The sequence below is a fragment of the Pseudomonas sp. UTLPPB19802 genome, from assembly GCF_059730225.1.
In genome coordinates, this window is sequence record NZ_AP048545.1 from 5,477,212 (window position 1) to 5,491,084 (window position 13,873).

General features: G+C 62.4%; 16 protein-coding genes. 5 read left to right on the forward strand and 11 right to left on the reverse strand.

Features of this window, described 5'->3' with window-relative positions:
- Positions 1-81: 81 nt before the first annotated feature.
- The 9 genes from AC6I6U_RS23695 to AC6I6U_RS23735 all read right to left on the reverse strand — a co-directional run bounded on the left by AC6I6U_RS23695 (position 82) and on the right by AC6I6U_RS23735 (position 8,166).
- Positions 82-387: a hypothetical protein gene (locus AC6I6U_RS23695; RefSeq protein WP_497878443.1), complete on the reverse strand. Its 306-nt coding sequence runs from the start codon at positions 385-387 to the stop codon at positions 82-84.
- A 94-nt stretch (positions 388-481) separates the two neighbouring features.
- A complete protein-coding gene (locus AC6I6U_RS23700; RefSeq protein ID WP_497878444.1) occupies positions 482-1,510 on the reverse strand; it encodes a nucleoside hydrolase in 1,029 nt (342 codons plus the stop codon).
- Between the two features lie 29 nt (positions 1,511-1,539).
- On the reverse strand, positions 1,540-1,944 hold the full coding sequence (gene rbsD, locus AC6I6U_RS23705) for a D-ribose pyranase (RefSeq protein WP_497878445.1): 405 nt from the start codon (positions 1,942-1,944) through the stop codon (positions 1,540-1,542).
- Entirely contained in the window at positions 1,941-2,861 is a 921-nt protein-coding gene (rbsK, locus tag AC6I6U_RS23710) for a ribokinase (RefSeq protein WP_497878446.1), read from the reverse strand. The genes rbsD and rbsK overlap by 4 nt, the downstream gene beginning before the upstream one ends.
- Positions 2,862-2,916: 55 nt before the next feature.
- A complete protein-coding gene (locus AC6I6U_RS23715) occupies positions 2,917-3,927 on the reverse strand; it encodes a LacI family DNA-binding transcriptional regulator (protein ID WP_497878447.1) in 1,011 nt (336 codons plus the stop codon).
- Positions 3,928-3,930: 3 nt separating this feature from the next.
- Positions 3,931-4,908 carry an ABC transporter permease gene (locus AC6I6U_RS23720; protein ID WP_497878448.1) on the reverse strand — a complete coding sequence of 326 codons (978 nt, stop codon included), beginning with the start codon at positions 4,906-4,908 and terminating at the stop codon, positions 3,931-3,933.
- A complete protein-coding gene (locus tag AC6I6U_RS23725; protein WP_497878449.1) occupies positions 4,905-6,458 on the reverse strand; it encodes a sugar ABC transporter ATP-binding protein in 1,554 nt (517 codons plus the stop codon). Before AC6I6U_RS23725 ends, AC6I6U_RS23720 begins: the two co-directional genes overlap by 4 nt.
- 67 nt (positions 6,459-6,525) lie before the next feature.
- Complete coding sequence (locus tag AC6I6U_RS23730; RefSeq protein WP_497878450.1) at positions 6,526-7,470, reverse strand: sugar ABC transporter substrate-binding protein; 945 nt, start codon at positions 7,468-7,470, stop codon at positions 6,526-6,528.
- A gap of 231 nt (positions 7,471-7,701) precedes the next feature.
- Complete coding sequence (locus tag AC6I6U_RS23735) at positions 7,702-8,166, reverse strand: hypothetical protein (RefSeq protein WP_497878451.1); 465 nt, start codon at positions 8,164-8,166, stop codon at positions 7,702-7,704.
- Positions 8,167-8,534: 368 nt separating this feature from the next.
- Here AC6I6U_RS23735 and AC6I6U_RS23740 point away from each other — a divergent pair, with 368 nt between their 5' ends.
- The 3 genes from AC6I6U_RS23740 to AC6I6U_RS23750 all read left to right on the forward strand — a co-directional run bounded on the left by AC6I6U_RS23740 (position 8,535) and on the right by AC6I6U_RS23750 (position 10,945).
- Positions 8,535-8,735, forward strand: coding sequence for a DUF1654 domain-containing protein (locus tag AC6I6U_RS23740; protein ID WP_497883091.1), 201 nt, complete (start codon positions 8,535-8,537; stop codon positions 8,733-8,735).
- A 3-nt stretch (positions 8,736-8,738) separates the two neighbouring features.
- Positions 8,739-9,428, forward strand: a complete 690-nt coding sequence (locus tag AC6I6U_RS23745) for an endonuclease (RefSeq protein WP_497878452.1) — start codon at positions 8,739-8,741, stop codon at positions 9,426-9,428.
- A gap of 410 nt (positions 9,429-9,838) precedes the next feature.
- A complete protein-coding gene (locus AC6I6U_RS23750) occupies positions 9,839-10,945 on the forward strand; it encodes a Gfo/Idh/MocA family protein (protein ID WP_497878453.1) in 1,107 nt (368 codons plus the stop codon).
- A 146-nt stretch (positions 10,946-11,091) separates the two neighbouring features.
- Here the strand turns inward: AC6I6U_RS23750 and AC6I6U_RS23755 are convergent, their stop codons facing one another.
- Complete coding sequence (locus AC6I6U_RS23755; protein ID WP_497878454.1) at positions 11,092-11,430, reverse strand: SPOR domain-containing protein; 339 nt, start codon at positions 11,428-11,430, stop codon at positions 11,092-11,094.
- 252 nt (positions 11,431-11,682) lie between these two features.
- On the opposite strand from AC6I6U_RS23755, the gene csrA reads away from it, so the two are divergent.
- The gene (gene csrA / locus AC6I6U_RS23760; RefSeq protein WP_010443705.1) at positions 11,683-11,877 is read left to right on the forward strand and encodes a carbon storage regulator CsrA; all 195 of its coding nucleotides are present in this window, start codon (positions 11,683-11,685) and stop codon (positions 11,875-11,877) included.
- A gap of 73 nt (positions 11,878-11,950) precedes the next feature.
- Here the strand turns inward: csrA and bkdR are convergent, their stop codons facing one another.
- Positions 11,951-12,439 carry a Bkd operon transcriptional regulator BkdR gene (gene bkdR, locus AC6I6U_RS23765; protein WP_497878455.1) on the reverse strand — a complete coding sequence of 163 codons (489 nt, stop codon included), beginning with the start codon at positions 12,437-12,439 and terminating at the stop codon, positions 11,951-11,953.
- Between the two features lie 195 nt (positions 12,440-12,634).
- On the opposite strand from bkdR, the gene AC6I6U_RS23770 reads away from it, so the two are divergent.
- Positions 12,635-13,870, forward strand: coding sequence for a 3-methyl-2-oxobutanoate dehydrogenase (2-methylpropanoyl-transferring) subunit alpha (locus AC6I6U_RS23770; RefSeq protein ID WP_497878456.1), 1,236 nt, complete (start codon positions 12,635-12,637; stop codon positions 13,868-13,870).
- The last annotated feature ends 3 nt before the right edge of the window (positions 13,871-13,873 follow it).

The window sequence follows — 13,873 nt, forward strand, 5'->3', positions numbered from 1 at the left end:
GCGGCGATACCGGACAAGTCTGCCTGAGCCACTGCCCTGCTGGCACACTCAATCGTGACTGAATATGAACGATTTGTGTATTCAGTAGACGTCGATGTAGTCGAAGGGCGGATTGGGCCAGTTGTCCTTCAACGCGTTGAACACCTGGCGCACCCACACCTCGTCGCTGGCCGCCACGTTGCCGACATAGCCGGAACCGGCCGCCCAGGTTTCCAGGCGAAACAGCAATCCTTCGATATCGCGCCCGCCTACCACGCCGCTGGAGAGGTAGGCGATCCCCGAGCGGGTCACCCGCAATTGGGTGTGCACGTCGTCGCTGGCCGAGGCGAGCAACTGGCGCACGGCGTCAATGGTGAGGTTGTCGGGGTTGTTCAGGTCGATCTGCACGGCGGTTTTCCAGACAAGGCAAAACCGCAGTGTGGCACGTAGCCGGGCCTTGTGCCCAGCGAACCCACGGACGAGCGCCCGTGGGTGGCAGGGATTACTTGAGGCGACCGAGGCGCGCGGTCAGCAGGTCGAAGAAGCCCTGGGCATCGCCATTCTCGACCCAGAACACGTTCTTGTTCTGCTTCAGGCCGTCGTACCAGTCGACGATGGTCTGGCCGAAGGTCGGGCCTTCGCGGCTGTCGACCACCATGTTGACCTCACGCCCACTGAACAGCGACGGCTTGAGCAGGTAGGCGATGACCGTGGCGTCGTGCACCGGGCCACCGGGAATGCCGTAGTGCTCCATGTCACCCTTGACGTAGTCGTTGAGGATATCGCCAACCACCTTGCCCGCGTTGTTGTTCAGCGCGGCGATTTTCTTCAGGCGCTCGTCGCTGGTGAGGATCTTGTGGGTCACGTCCAGCGGCAGGTAGGTCAGCTTGACGCCGCTCTTGAGCACCACCTCGGCGGCCTGCGGGTCGGCGAACAGGTTGAACTCGGCCACCGGGGTGATGTTGCCGCCGTTGAAGTGCGTGCCGCCCATGACCACCACTTCCTTGATGCCCTGGGTGATTTCCGGGTCCTGGATCAGCGCCAGGGCCAGGTTGGTCTGCGGCCCGAGCATGGCGATGGTGATGCTGTGGGGCTTGGCTGCGCGTAGGGTGTCGATCAGGTAGTTGACCGCGCTGCCCTTGGCCAGCGGCGCCTTGGGTTCGTGCACGGTAACCCCGGAAATGCCTTCCTTGCCGTGGATGTTCTCGGCGTAGATCGGCGTGCGCAGCAACGGTCGTGGCGCCCCGGCATACACCGGCACCTCTTCACGCCCGGCCCATTCACGGGCCAGACGGGCATTGCGCGAGGTCTTGTCCAGGCGCACGTTGCCGGCCACGGTGGTCAGCGCGCGAATGCTCAACTCCTCCGGCGAGGCCAGGGCGAACAACAGCGCCACCACGTCGTCGGCGCCCGGATCGGTGTCGATGATCAGGTCGATCTTTTCCGCCGCCTGGGCGCCGGTAGCAGTAAGCAGGGACACGATCAGCAGACTCCTGAACCAGCGGGAGAAACTCTCAGCATAGCGTTGCATGGTGCACTCCTTGTGCGCGATGGGTAATTTTAGAACGTCACGCCTGCCACCAGGATGACGTTGCTGTAGGGCTGGCACTCGCCGGTGCGCACCACGGCCTTGGCCTGGCGGCTGAGTGCCTTGAACTCCTCGTGGCTGAGCAGGCGACGCTGCCCCAACTCGCCACGGGATTCGAGCGCCTCCAAGTAGGTCAGCGCCGGTGGCTGCTTGAGCAGGATCTCTTCGGCCAGCACATGGCTCTCCACCTGCATTTCGCTGAGCACGATGCGCAGGGTGCTGACGAAATCGGGAATGCCCGGGGTCAGCGCCAGGTCGATCAGCTCGACGCCGGGCGGTACCGGCAGGCCGGCATCGCCGATCACCAGCATCTCGCCGTGCCCCAGCGAGGCGATCAAGCGTGACAGGGCAATGTTGAGCAACGGTGCTTTTTTCATGACAGTTTGAACCCCTGCACTTCGGACAATTGCGGAATGGATGGCTGCGCACCGGCACGGGTGACCGACAACGCCGCCGCGACCTGGCCAAACCGAATGGCCTCCGCCTCGCTCTTGCCGCAGGCCAGCGCCGCGGCAAAACCACCGACGAAGGTATCGCCGGCAGCGGTGGTGTCGAGCGCCTGGACCTTGGGCGCCGGGAAATGAGTGAAGCCCTGGCCATCGGCGAACAGCGAGCCCTGGGCACCGAGGGTGATGATCACCTTCCCTGCCCCGGCGGCCATCAGTTGGGTCGCCGCGGCTTCGGCGCTGGCCTGCGAATCGACCGGCAGGCCGGTCAGGGCCGAGGCCTCGCTTTCGTTGGGGATCAGATAGTCGATCGACGCATACCAGTCGGCCGGCAGCGGCGCGCTGGCCGGGGCCGGGTTGAGGATGACGGTCTTGCCCAGCTCGCGACCCCGCTTGAGGGCGTAGCCGACGGTCTCCATCGGCACTTCGAGCTGGCAGATGATCACATCCGCCGCCTGCAGCACCGCATCGAAGCTTTTGACCACCTCAGTCGTCACATGGCCATTGCCACCGGCGACGATGACAATCGCATTCTGGCTGCTGGCGTCGACCACGATCAGCGCCACACCGCTGGACACGCCGTCCACCGCGCTGACCGCCTGGCAATCGATGCCCTCGACCAACAGCGCGTCACGCAACTGCTGCCCATAGGCGTCGTCACCGACACAGCCGACCATCGACACCTGCGCCCCCAAGCGTGCTGCCGCCACCGCCTGGTTCGCGCCCTTGCCGCCCGGCACGGTGGCGAACGATTGGCCGACCAGGGTCTCACCGGCCCGCGGCAAACGCTCCGCGCGGGTGACCAGGTCCATGTTGAGACTGCCTATGACCACTACTTTTGCTTGCATGCATCTTCACTCTTGAATTCGGTTCGGTCGGGACCAGCCGCGCTGGCCCGACGTTTCATGCAACCCCGTGGGGAACCGGCGCCGTCGATTCGCGCCTGACGATGCTGGGGGTCACGATGCGCTGGTCCAGCGCCAACTGTGGCGTCGCGATGCGCCGCAGCAGCAACTCGGCCGCCGTTTCGCCCAGTTGCAGGATCGACTGGCCAACGGTGGTCAGTGCCGGGTAGACATAACGGCTCATCTGCACATCGTCGAAGCCGATGATCGACAACTCGTCCGGCACGCGGATACCACGTTCCGCCGCCGCCCGCAGCGCGCCGATGCCGAGCATGTCGTTGCCGGCAAAAATCGCACTGGGCCGCTCGCCCTCCAGCAGCCGGGCCGCCGCCCGGTAACCGCCGGGGCTGGTGAAATCACTGGCCAGCACCCACTTGGCCGGTACCTTGACCCCGGCCTGCTGCAAGGCCCGGCGATAACCGGCCAGGCGCAACTGCGCCACGCTGGTGTCGCTCGGCCCGCCGATGAAGGCAATCGCCCGGTGCCCCAATTCCAAGAGGTATTGGGTCGCCAGGTAGGCGCCCTCCTCGTGGTCGATGCGCACCCGGTCAGCCTCGACACCAGCGATATCCCGGTCGACGATGACCATCGGCGTGCGTACCCCCGACAACCCGGCGGCAAGACTGTCATCACCGCCGATGGAGGCGACAATCAGGCCGTCGACACGTTTTTCCAGCAGGACCCGCAGGTAGTTGCGCTGCTTGTCCGGATCATCGTCGGAATTGCAGAGGATCACGCAGTAGTTATTGCGCTCGCAGTAATCCTCGATGCCCCGCGCCAGTTCGGCGAAGTACGGGTTGAGGCTGTTGGGCACCAGCAGGCCGATGGTCGCAGTGGTCTTGGCCTTGAGCGAGCGCGCCACGGCGCTGGGCACGTAGTCGAGTTCGGCGATTGCCGCCTCGACCTTCAGCCGCACCTGCTCGCTGACCGGCCGGGTCTTGTTCACCACGTGGGACACCGTGGTGTAGGAGATACCGGCCAGGGCCGCGACGTCCTTGATCGTGGCCATGACTCAAGCCCGCCGACGGGCGCGTTGGCTGCGGTAGGTGTCGAGTACCACGGCGATGACGATCACTGCACCGGTGATGATCCGCTTGGTCGGCTCGGTCGCGCCGATCTGCGCCAGGCCCGCGGCCAGCACCGAGATGATCAGCACGCCGAAGAAGGTGCTGATCACCGAACCGCGCCCGCCCATCAGGCTGGTACCGCCGATCACCACTGCGGCGATGACCTGCAGTTCCAGGCCGGAACCGGCGTTCGGGTCGGCCGCTTCCAGGCGCGAGATCTGGAACAGCGCGGCGATGCCGGCCAGCAGGCCCATGAGGCTGAAGACCAGGATCTTGTACGGCTTGGGGTTGATCCCGGCCAGGCGTACCGCTTCCTCGTTGGTGCCGATGCCGATCAGGTAGCGACCGAACACGGTGCGGGTCAGCACCAGTTGCGCGGCGATGATCACCAGCAGCGCGATGATGAACGAGGGCGAGATACCGAAGGCGATCGGGTTCGACAGCCAGGCGAAGGCGTCACCGATGTAGGCGGTGCGCGAACCGGTCATCTGGTAGGCAAGGCCACGGGCCATTTCCAGCACGCCGAGGGAGACGATGAACGACGGAATCCGCCAGGCCACGGTGATCGCACCGGTGATGGTCCCCGCCAGCGCGGCGCAGCCCATGCCCAGCAACGCCGCCGGCAGCACGCTCCAGCCCCAGCCGAGCACCGCGACACTGACCGCCGAGGCCGCCAGCGCCAGCACCGAGCCCACCGACAGGTCGATGCCGCCGATGATCAGCACGAAGGTCATGCCGACCGCCAGTACCATCAGGTCGGGAATCTGGTTGGCCAGGGTGCTGAAGGTGTCGTAGGACAGGAAGTGGCTGCTCAGGCTGGAGAACAGGATGATCATCCCCAGCAAGGCGCCGGCCAGGCCCAGGTAGGTGCCGAGGCCATAGAAGTTGCGACCGGCTTTACCGGCCGTAGGAGCAGTTTTCATAGGGTATCCCTAGGCGCCGCGTCGTTGAGCAGCGCATCACGTTTCTGATAGCCGGCAAATGCGGCGGCAAGCAAATCATCCTGGGTCCAGCTGTCGCGCTCGAAGGTCTCGATCAGGCGCCCGGCCGAAAGCACGCCGATGCGATCGCAGATCAGCATCAGCTCGCGCAGGTCGCTGGAGACCACCACCAGCGCCTTGCCCTGTCGGGTCAGTTCGCCGAGCAGCGCGTAGATGTCGAATTTGGCACCGACGTCGATCCCGCGCGTCGGTTCGTCGAACAGCAGCACCGAGCAGTCGCGCTCCAGCCAGCGGCCGATCACCACCTTCTGCTGGTTGCCGCCGGACAGCTCGGAGACCAACTGGTCCGGGCTGGAACTACGAATGCGCATGGCCTCGATCTGCCGCCGTGCCAGCGCGGTTTCTTCACCACCGTTGACCACCCCGCCGCTGGAAATCGCCGGCATGTTGCCCAGGGCGATGTTGGCGCTGATCGACTGGGTCAGCAGCAGGCCTTCGCCCTTGCGGTCCTCGGTGATCAGGGCGATGCCATGGCGCACCGCATCGACCGGCGAACGCACCTCGACCACCTTGGCCGGCGTACCCAGGGCGACGGTACCGCTGTCGGCGACATCGGCGCCGTAGATCAGCCGCAGCAGCTCGGTACGTCCGGCACCGATCAGCCCGGAAATGCCGTAGATTTCGCCAGCGCGGACTTCGAACGACACGTCCAGCACCTTGTCCGCCCGGCTCAGCCCCTTGACCGTCAGCGCCGGCGCGCCAATCGTGCGCTCGCCCAGGTCGATGTGTTCGCCAAGCTCGCGGCCGACCATCAGGTTGACCAGCTGTTCACTGTTGTAGTTGGCCATCGGCTCGACACAGACCAGGTTGCCGTCGCGCAGTACCGCAATGCGCTGGGCCACCCGTGCCAGTTCCTCGAGCCGGTGGGAAATGTAGATGATCGCCACGCCGCGGGCCTGCAGGCGGGTAATCTGCTCGAAGAGCATTTCGACTTCGCGAGCGGTGAGCATCGCGGTCGGCTCGTCGAGAATCAGCACATGGCAATCGCCGATCAGGTTGCGGGCGATTTCGACCATCTGCTGGTGACCGATGCCCAGCTCACCCACCAGGGTGTCGGGGTCGATCGCGTCCAGGCCGACCTGGGCCATCGCCTCGATGGCGGCCTTGCGCAGTTGCTTGCGGCTGATCCAGCCACCGTGGCTGGGCAGGTTATCGAGAAACAGGTTCTCCGCCACCGACAAGGTCGGCAACAGATTGAGTTCCTGCATGACCATGCGCACGCCCAGCTCTTCAGCCTGGGTCCGGCTGCCGGGCGCATAAGCCTGGCCATTGAAGAGCATCTGGCCGGTGGTCGGTGTGACCAGCCCGCCGATGATCTTCGACAGCGTACTTTTGCCCGCGCCATTTTCACCGGTCAGCGCCAACACTTCGCCACGCATCAGCGTCAGGTCGATGTTGCTCAGGACAGGTTGCGCATAGGTCTTGCCGATACCGCTGACCGACAGGACAGCGTTCGGTGCGGAAGATGACATAGGAAAGTCTCCGGGCGCCCGCTCAGGACGAGCGGGCGCGGTTGCAGCCAGGGATTGCTTCTTGGGCTTACTTCTTGAGGACCAGTTCGACCGGGGTTTCGATCACGCCATCGACGGCATCGACCTTCTCGCCCTTGACCAGCTTGATTGCGTTCTGGATACCGAACACGGCCTGCTGGGCAGCGGCCTGGTCGGCGGTGGCCAGTACGCGGCCGTCCTGCAGCATCGGCTTGATCGCCTCGATGTTGTCGTAGCCGACCACTTGCACCTTGCCTGCCTTGCCGGCAGCACGTACCGCGGAGACGGCGCCCAGGGCCATGTTGTCGTTACCGGCCAGCAGGGCCTTGAGGTCCGGGTATTCGCTCAGCATCGCGGAAGCGACCTTGTTGCCCTGGTCGATTTCCCAGTTGCCGGATTGGGTGGAAACGATCTTCAGGCCGGCGGCGTCCATCGCGTCCTTGAAGCCTGCGGTGCGCTGCTGGGCGTTGGTGGTGGTCGGTACGCCTTCGATGATGCCGACCTTGTCGCCGGAGGCCAGGGTCTTGGCCAGGTAGTCGCCGACCAGGCGCGCGCCCTTGCGGTTGTCGGGGCCTACGAAAGGAATGTCGAGGTGCTTGCTCTTGAGCACGTCCGGGTCGAGGCGGTTGTCGATGTTGACCACCTTGATGCCGGCGTCGGAGGCTTTCTTGAGCACTGTCACCAGGGCCTTGGAGTCGGCCGGGGCGATCACCAGGGCGTCAACCTTGGACAGGATCATCTGGTTGACGATATCGATCTGGGCGGCGGTGTCGGTTTCGTTCTTGATCCCGTTGGTGATCATGTCGAAATCGGCGGAATGGGCTTTCTGGTATTCCTTGGCACCGTCCTGCATGGTGACGAAGAATTCGTTGGCGAGGGATTTCATGACCAGGCCGACCTTGGGCTTGGCCGCGTCAGCGAAGGCCGACGACATGGGCAGGGTGGCAGCGAGTACGGCGACAGCGAGCAGACGACCAGCGAATGGCAACTTCATGGGTTCACTCCGGATCTTATGATTATTGTGAGCAAGCCAGGAGCGCGACGGGACTTTGCCACGACTTTCGGAAAGCCCCTGAAACTGCTCGCGCAAACGTTTGCGTGAAGCCAACTATGCGAAGCCCACCGACATTTGTCAACGGGCTGCAGTGCGCTTGATCCAGAGAATAGTCGGGAAATGACCACCGGGCGCGAGGCCCGGCGGTGGAGAGCGTGTTGCGAAGGGACGTTACGCGGTGGTGCTGACCAGCGAGCCGGAACTGCCGGACTTGGCTTCTTTGTTCAACGCCGCGAGCAGTGCCGCAGCCGTGGTCATCAAGGCACCATTGACGGTACTGATCTGGCCCTGGATACCCATCAGCACGGTGGTGCGGGCATCGTCCGACGGGTAGGAGGCCTTTTCCGCGGCCGCCAACTGCTGCTGGAGTTCGCGCAGTTGCTGCTGCAACTCCTTCATGCGCTTCTGCAGCGCCTTGACCGCGGCATTGTGGCTGTTGCCCGAACTCTCCTCGGCACCACCTGCGGCCTCTGCGCTGCCACCACCGGCACGGACCTTGCCCGATTTGGTGTCTGCCTCATCGCTGTCCTTCACCGCCTTGTCGATTTCGCTCGTCATGGCGATGGTCTTGGACTCCGTGCCCACCGTGTGGCCGTTGATCGAAAGGCCGGCGGGAGAAGGAAAACCTACTGACATGGTTAGAACCTCGGGAAAATTTCTGTACCGGCGTATCGGCGGTGGCTGACGAAACTTTAGCCACGATGTACGGCAGTGCATTCAATACCGATACAAATATCCTGCAATCAATCCGCCCTCCCCGCAGCGCAAACGCGAAAAGCCTGACCTGCTGAGCAGGCGCGTACTGACATTCAGGCCCCGATAAATCCTTATAATTTTTCCTACAACTGACGCCAAATCCTAAAAAGCGCTGTCAGAAACGCTCGAAACTGCTCTGACAGTTGCGAAACTGCCTACAGTTAAATACTGTATGCACGTACAGCTTAATTAAGGATTGTTTCGTGGCAAACCCAACTTCAGCCGCCGCCCCCAGTTCCTACGAGCGCATGGGCCTGCGCGTACAGAAAATCATCAACTCGCAATCCGCCCAACAGGCCAAGGCCGCGCTGATCTTCCGCATGCCGGACGAGCCCGCCGATGAGTGGGAACAACTGCTCGAGGAGATAGACGAGAACGACAACGTCACCCTCGCCTACCGCGATGACGGCGGCGTGCAGATTTTCTGGACCGTGCCGAAGGAAGACTGATTCATGCGTTTGCACGTTATCGCCCTGCTCGGCCTGTGCTGGGCGCTGCCGGCTCACGCCGAGGCCCCGCGTACCTTCAGCGAGGCCAAGAAAGTCGCCTGGAAGCTGTATGCCCGCCAGTCCACGGAGTTCTATTGCGGCTGCAAGTACACCGGCAACCGGGTCGACCTGCAGGCCTGCGGTTATGTACCGCGCAAGAATGCCAACCGTGCCGCCCGGATCGAATGGGAACATATCGTGCCGGCCTGGCAGATCGGCCATCAGCGCCAGTGCTGGCAACAGGGCGGGCGCAAGAACTGCAGCCAGAACGATCAGGCCTACAAGCGTGCCGAGGCCGACCTGCACAACCTGGTACCGAGCATCGGCGAGGTGAACGGCGACCGCAGCAATTTCAGCTTCGGCTGGCTGCCGGAGCAGAAGGGTCAATATGGCTCCTGCCTGACCCAGGTCGACTTCAAGGCCAAGAAGGTCATGCCGCGCCCTTCGATTCGCGGGATGATCGCCCGCACCTATTTCTACATGAGCAAGCAGTACGGCCTGCGTTTATCGAAACAGGACCGCCAACTGTTCGAAGCCTGGAACAAGACCTACCCGGTGCAAACCTGGGAACGCCAGCGCAACCAGAGCGTGGCGTGCGTGATGGGCCGCGGTAATGAATTCGTCGGCGCTGTGGACCTCAAGGCCTGCGGCTGAAGGATTACTTGTTCTCTTCAGCCTTGCCTTTCTGCACCTCTACGGAAGACTGGGTTCCACTGGAATTGTCTTTCGTTTTGTTATCGGGGTGGTCAAAGCATCCATGAAGCATGAATGCGCTGCACAAGCCCAAGCACATCGATAACCTTTTCATGATCGTTCACCTCAACGAGTGAGTCCTGCGGCGAAAGGGAATTTCGTCGGCACATGTTCAATCTGTCCGGGAGAACGAATGGGATGTTCAAGAAATCCGCCTCGACGCTGACGAGCGGTTGCTCCCAATCACCGACAAATGTCGCCCGCGCCAACCATCCCGAACCCTGGCCTGAACACCGATGGAACTCCTGGCGCTCACAATGGCCGACACTTGGCAGGCGACACGTCGATTGCCCAAGCACAGGGAGGCTCACATGCCCGATTCGAACGGCAAAATTCGTTACGCAGTGATCGGTGGCGGATCGATTTCCCAAGGCGCGTTCATGCCTGGGATAGGACAGACCGAGAACTCCGTCATGACGGCCCTGGTGACAGGTGACCCGATCAAGGCAGACCAGCTAGCCAAGCGCTATGGCCTGAAAAGCTACAGCTATGGGCAATACGCCGAGCTGTTGGCCTCGGGTGAAATTGATGCCGTCTACGTGGCAACGCCCAACTTCCTGCACCGCGAGTATGTAGTCCCTGCCCTGGAGGCAGGCATACACGTGCTGCTGGAAAAACCCATGGCCACCAACGAAGACGATTGCCAGGCGATGCTGGCCGCGGCGCAACGTTCGAGCGCGAAATTCATGATTGCCTACCGGCTGCACTCGGAGCCAGGCACCCTCGAAATGATCGAGCGCGTTCATGCCGGTGAATTCGGGCAACCACGCCTGTTCACCTCGACCTTCACGCAGACGGTCAGGCTGACCAATCATCGGATGCAGAACGGTTTCGCTGCCGGCCCCGTATTGGACATGGGGCCGTATCCGTTGAACATGGTGCGACAGCTTTTTGCCGATGAGCCCATCGAGATCAGTGCGGTCGGTACATCAGTCCCCGGTAGCAAGCTGGGCACACCCGACACCGTGAGCGTATGCCTGAGGTTTTCCGGCGAGCGCATGGCGCAATTCACCGTCAGCTACACCCTTCCAGACAGCGAGCGTTTCCAGCTCATCGGCACCCAGGGTGAAATAGAGGCCTCTCCATGCTTCGGTTATGGCAAGGAAGTCGGCATCACCTACCGCGCGATCATCGGCGACCAAACACAGGAGCATTCGCATCCCGTGGTCGACCAGTTTGCGGGGGAGACTGCGTATTTTTCCGATTGCATTCTGAATGATGTGACGCCGGAGCCCAGTGGCGAAGAAGGCTTCAGGGACGTTCGGGTACTGCTCGCGGTAGAACGCGCATTGACGACCGGCACGCCGCAAAAGCTCGAGCCATTGCCTGCGATACCGGTCCCTCGGCGCGATCAGCAACGACACTACCCACTGGCCGAGGTACCGGACTATATCGACACGCAATCGCCGACCGAGTGATCAGCGGTGCAGGCAAGTTGGCCGAATGCCCTGCGCTGCAGGCATCCTCGCGTCGTTTTTGTAGGAGCGGGCTTGCCCGCGAAGAGGCCAATGGGATCACCAAACGCTTCGCGGGCAAGCCCGCTCCTACAGAACAGATCCGAGCCTCAAGGCTGCGCCTTGTGTTCCACCACTTGCGATTCCATGTTCTGCTTGTCGGCCAGTTGAGCCTTTTTCTGCTCGGCAATTTCCTTGGTCGCGAACGGCCCGGCGATGACCTGGCCATCGTCGAGGATCTTGAACGGGAAACCATGCTCGATCAGCCACGCGGTCCAATCGGTCAGCGCCTTGGTCTTGTCATCCTTGATCAACAGGTCCCAACCCGTGGCCTGCACGGCCGCCGCTACCGGCGCGACGGCGGCCTTGGCCGGCTCGACCTTGTTTCCCGAGCCATCGCCACAACCAGCCAGCACCACGAATGCCATCATCACTGCTATTCTGCGCACAGAGCTTCTCCCGTAATCGTCAGTTAATGTGATTTTATCACCTTACGACCTGTCTCAACCTTGCAGAACTGTCCTATTACTGCCTTATCAGGCTGAATTACCGACGATTTTCCGATGCCGGGGAATTAAATAGAATGAAATGACGTCTGTAATGAACCACCCGCTCGGATCAACTTGGCGGTATTCTGTATGTAAGACCTAAGCCAGGAATGCCTGAGAAAGGCACCTTAGTAACAATCAAGGAGTAAAGACATGCTGATACTCACCCGCAAAGTCGGTGAAAGCATCAACATCGGTGACGACATCACGATCACTATCCTGGGCGTCAGCGGCCAGCAGGTACGCGTCGGCATCAACGCCCCCAAAGACGTTGCCGTGCATCGTGAAGAGATTTACCAGCGCATACAGGCCGGCTTGTCTGCCGGAGACAAGAAAGACAACCTGTAGTCATTCGAACTCGTCAGCCCTGACATCCAGGGTCGCGGCTGACGAAAGTCCTGCTTCTTCCCCCGCCCTTTCCCTACATTGCCAACGTAAGACCGCCCGCCGGCAACGGCAGCGCCGTCTTGTAGCGCACCTGCTTGAGCGCAAAGCTGGAGCGGATGTTCGCCACCCCCGGTACCTTGGTCAGAAAATCCATCATGAACCGCTCCAGCGCCTGGATGCTCGGCACCAGCACGCGGATCAGATAGTCCGGATCCCCCGCCATCAGGTAGCACTCCATCACTTCCGGCCGGTCGGCAATCGCCGCCTCGAAGTGCTGCAGCGCCTCCTCCACCTGCTTCTCCAGACTGACGTGGATGAACACGTTGACGTGCAGGCCCAGCAACTCGGCATCGAGCAGGGTCACCTGTTCGCGAATCAGCCCCAACTCTTCCATCGCCCGCACCCGGTTGAAACACGGCGTCGGTGACAGGTTGACCGACCGGGCGAGGTCGGCGTTGGTGATGCGGGCATTCTCCTGGAGGCTGTTGAGAATGCCGATGTCGGTGCGATCCAGTTTGCGCATGAGAGAAAATCACCTGTTTTTTATGCTTATGCAGATTTTTTATCTGCAAATAGTCTCAGGCGCAACCCAACACAGATAAATATTCTCCTACGACCGGCCTATGATTGTTGTAGGACAAAACTTCCCTTACCCAGGGAATGCTTGCCAGCTCGCGCGCCCACTACAAGAAATTCACAAGATAGAGCGTAGAAAGCCATGACCACAGCGTACCCACCGCTGCGCCTGCACGTACCCGAACCCTCGGGACGTCCCGGCTGCAAGACCGACTTCAGCTACCTGCGCCTGACAGATGCCGGCCAGGTCCGCAAGCCCCCCATCGACGTCGAACCCGCCGACACCGCCGACCTGGCCCGTGGCCTGATTCGCGTGCTCGACGACCAGGGCCAGGCCCTTGGCCCCTGGGCCGAAGGCGTGCCCGTGGAGATCCTGCGCAAGGGCATGCGTGCCATGCTCAAGACGCGCATCTTCGACAGCCGCATGGTGGTTGCCCAGCGCCAGAAGAAAATGTCGTTCTACATGCAGAGCCTCGGCGAGGAAGCCATCGGCAGCGCCCAGGCGCTGGCCCTGAACATCGACGACATGTGCTTTCCCACCTACCGCCAGCAGAGCATCCTGATGGCCCGCGAAGTGCCGCTGGTGGACATGATCTGCCAGTTGCTGTCCAACGAGCGCGATCCGCTCAAGGGCCGGCAACTGCCGATCATGTACTCGGTCCGCGACCACGGCTTCTTCACCATTTCCGGCAACCTTGCCACCCAATTCGTACAGTCGGTCGGCTGGGGCATGGCCTCGGCGATCAAGGGCGACACCAAGATCGCCTCGGGCTGGATCGGCGACGGCGCCACCGCCGAGTCGGACTTCCACACCGCCCTGACCTTCGCCCACGTCTACCGCGCGCCGGTGATTCTCAACGTGGTCAACAACCAATGGGCGATCTCCACCTTCCAGGCCATCGCCGGCGGTGAAGCCACCACCTTCGCCGGACGCGGCGTCGGCTGCGGCATCGCCTCGCTGCGGGTCGACGGCAACGATTTCATCGCGGTGTATGCCGCCTCCAACTGGGCCGCCGAGCGCGCCCGGCGCAACCTCGGGCCTACCCTGATCGAGTGGGTCACCTACCGCGCCGGCCCGCACTCCACCTCAGACGATCCATCCAAGTACCGTCCCGCTGACGACTGGAGCCACTTCCCCCTGGGCGACCCGATTGCCCGCCTCAAGCAGCACCTGATCGCCATCGGCCAGTGGTCCGAAGAGGAACATGCTGCGGTCAGTGCGGAACTTGAAGCCGAGGTCATCGCCGCGCAGAAGGAAGCCGAACAGTACGGCACCTTGGCCGGCGGGCAGATGCCCAGCGCCGCGACCATCTTCGAGGACGTCTACAAGGACATGCCCGACCACTTGCGTCGGCAGCGCCAGGAACTGGGGTTATAAGCC

Excerpts from the sequence above, each read along its gene's own strand:
- rbsD (WP_497878445.1), bottom strand. The coding sequence starts at position 1,944 with ATGAAAAAAGCACCGTTGCTCAACATTGCCCTGTCACGCTTGATCGCC.
- AC6I6U_RS23770 (WP_497878456.1), top strand. The coding sequence starts at position 12,635 with ATGACCACAGCGTACCCACCGCTGCGCCTGCACGTACCCGAACCCTCG.
- AC6I6U_RS23745 (WP_497878452.1), top strand. The coding sequence starts at position 8,739 with ATGCGTTTGCACGTTATCGCCCTGCTCGGCCTGTGCTGGGCGCTGCCG.
- rbsK (WP_497878446.1), bottom strand. The coding sequence starts at position 2,861 with ATGCAAGCAAAAGTAGTGGTCATAGGCAGTCTCAACATGGACCTGGTC.
- AC6I6U_RS23750 (WP_497878453.1), top strand. The coding sequence starts at position 9,839 with ATGCCCGATTCGAACGGCAAAATTCGTTACGCAGTGATCGGTGGCGGA.
- bkdR (WP_497878455.1), bottom strand. The coding sequence starts at position 12,439 with ATGCGCAAACTGGATCGCACCGACATCGGCATTCTCAACAGCCTCCAG.
- AC6I6U_RS23725 (WP_497878449.1), bottom strand. The coding sequence starts at position 6,458 with ATGTCATCTTCCGCACCGAACGCTGTCCTGTCGGTCAGCGGTATCGGC.
- AC6I6U_RS23715 (WP_497878447.1), bottom strand. The coding sequence starts at position 3,927 with ATGGCCACGATCAAGGACGTCGCGGCCCTGGCCGGTATCTCCTACACC.
- AC6I6U_RS23740 (WP_497883091.1), top strand. The coding sequence starts at position 8,535 with ATGGGCCTGCGCGTACAGAAAATCATCAACTCGCAATCCGCCCAACAG.
- AC6I6U_RS23700 (WP_497878444.1), bottom strand. The coding sequence starts at position 1,510 with ATGCAACGCTATGCTGAGAGTTTCTCCCGCTGGTTCAGGAGTCTGCTG.
- AC6I6U_RS23730 (WP_497878450.1), bottom strand. The coding sequence starts at position 7,470 with ATGAAGTTGCCATTCGCTGGTCGTCTGCTCGCTGTCGCCGTACTCGCT.
- csrA (WP_010443705.1), top strand. The coding sequence starts at position 11,683 with ATGCTGATACTCACCCGCAAAGTCGGTGAAAGCATCAACATCGGTGAC.
- AC6I6U_RS23735 (WP_497878451.1), bottom strand. The coding sequence starts at position 8,166 with ATGTCAGTAGGTTTTCCTTCTCCCGCCGGCCTTTCGATCAACGGCCAC.
- AC6I6U_RS23720 (WP_497878448.1), bottom strand. The coding sequence starts at position 4,908 with ATGAAAACTGCTCCTACGGCCGGTAAAGCCGGTCGCAACTTCTATGGC.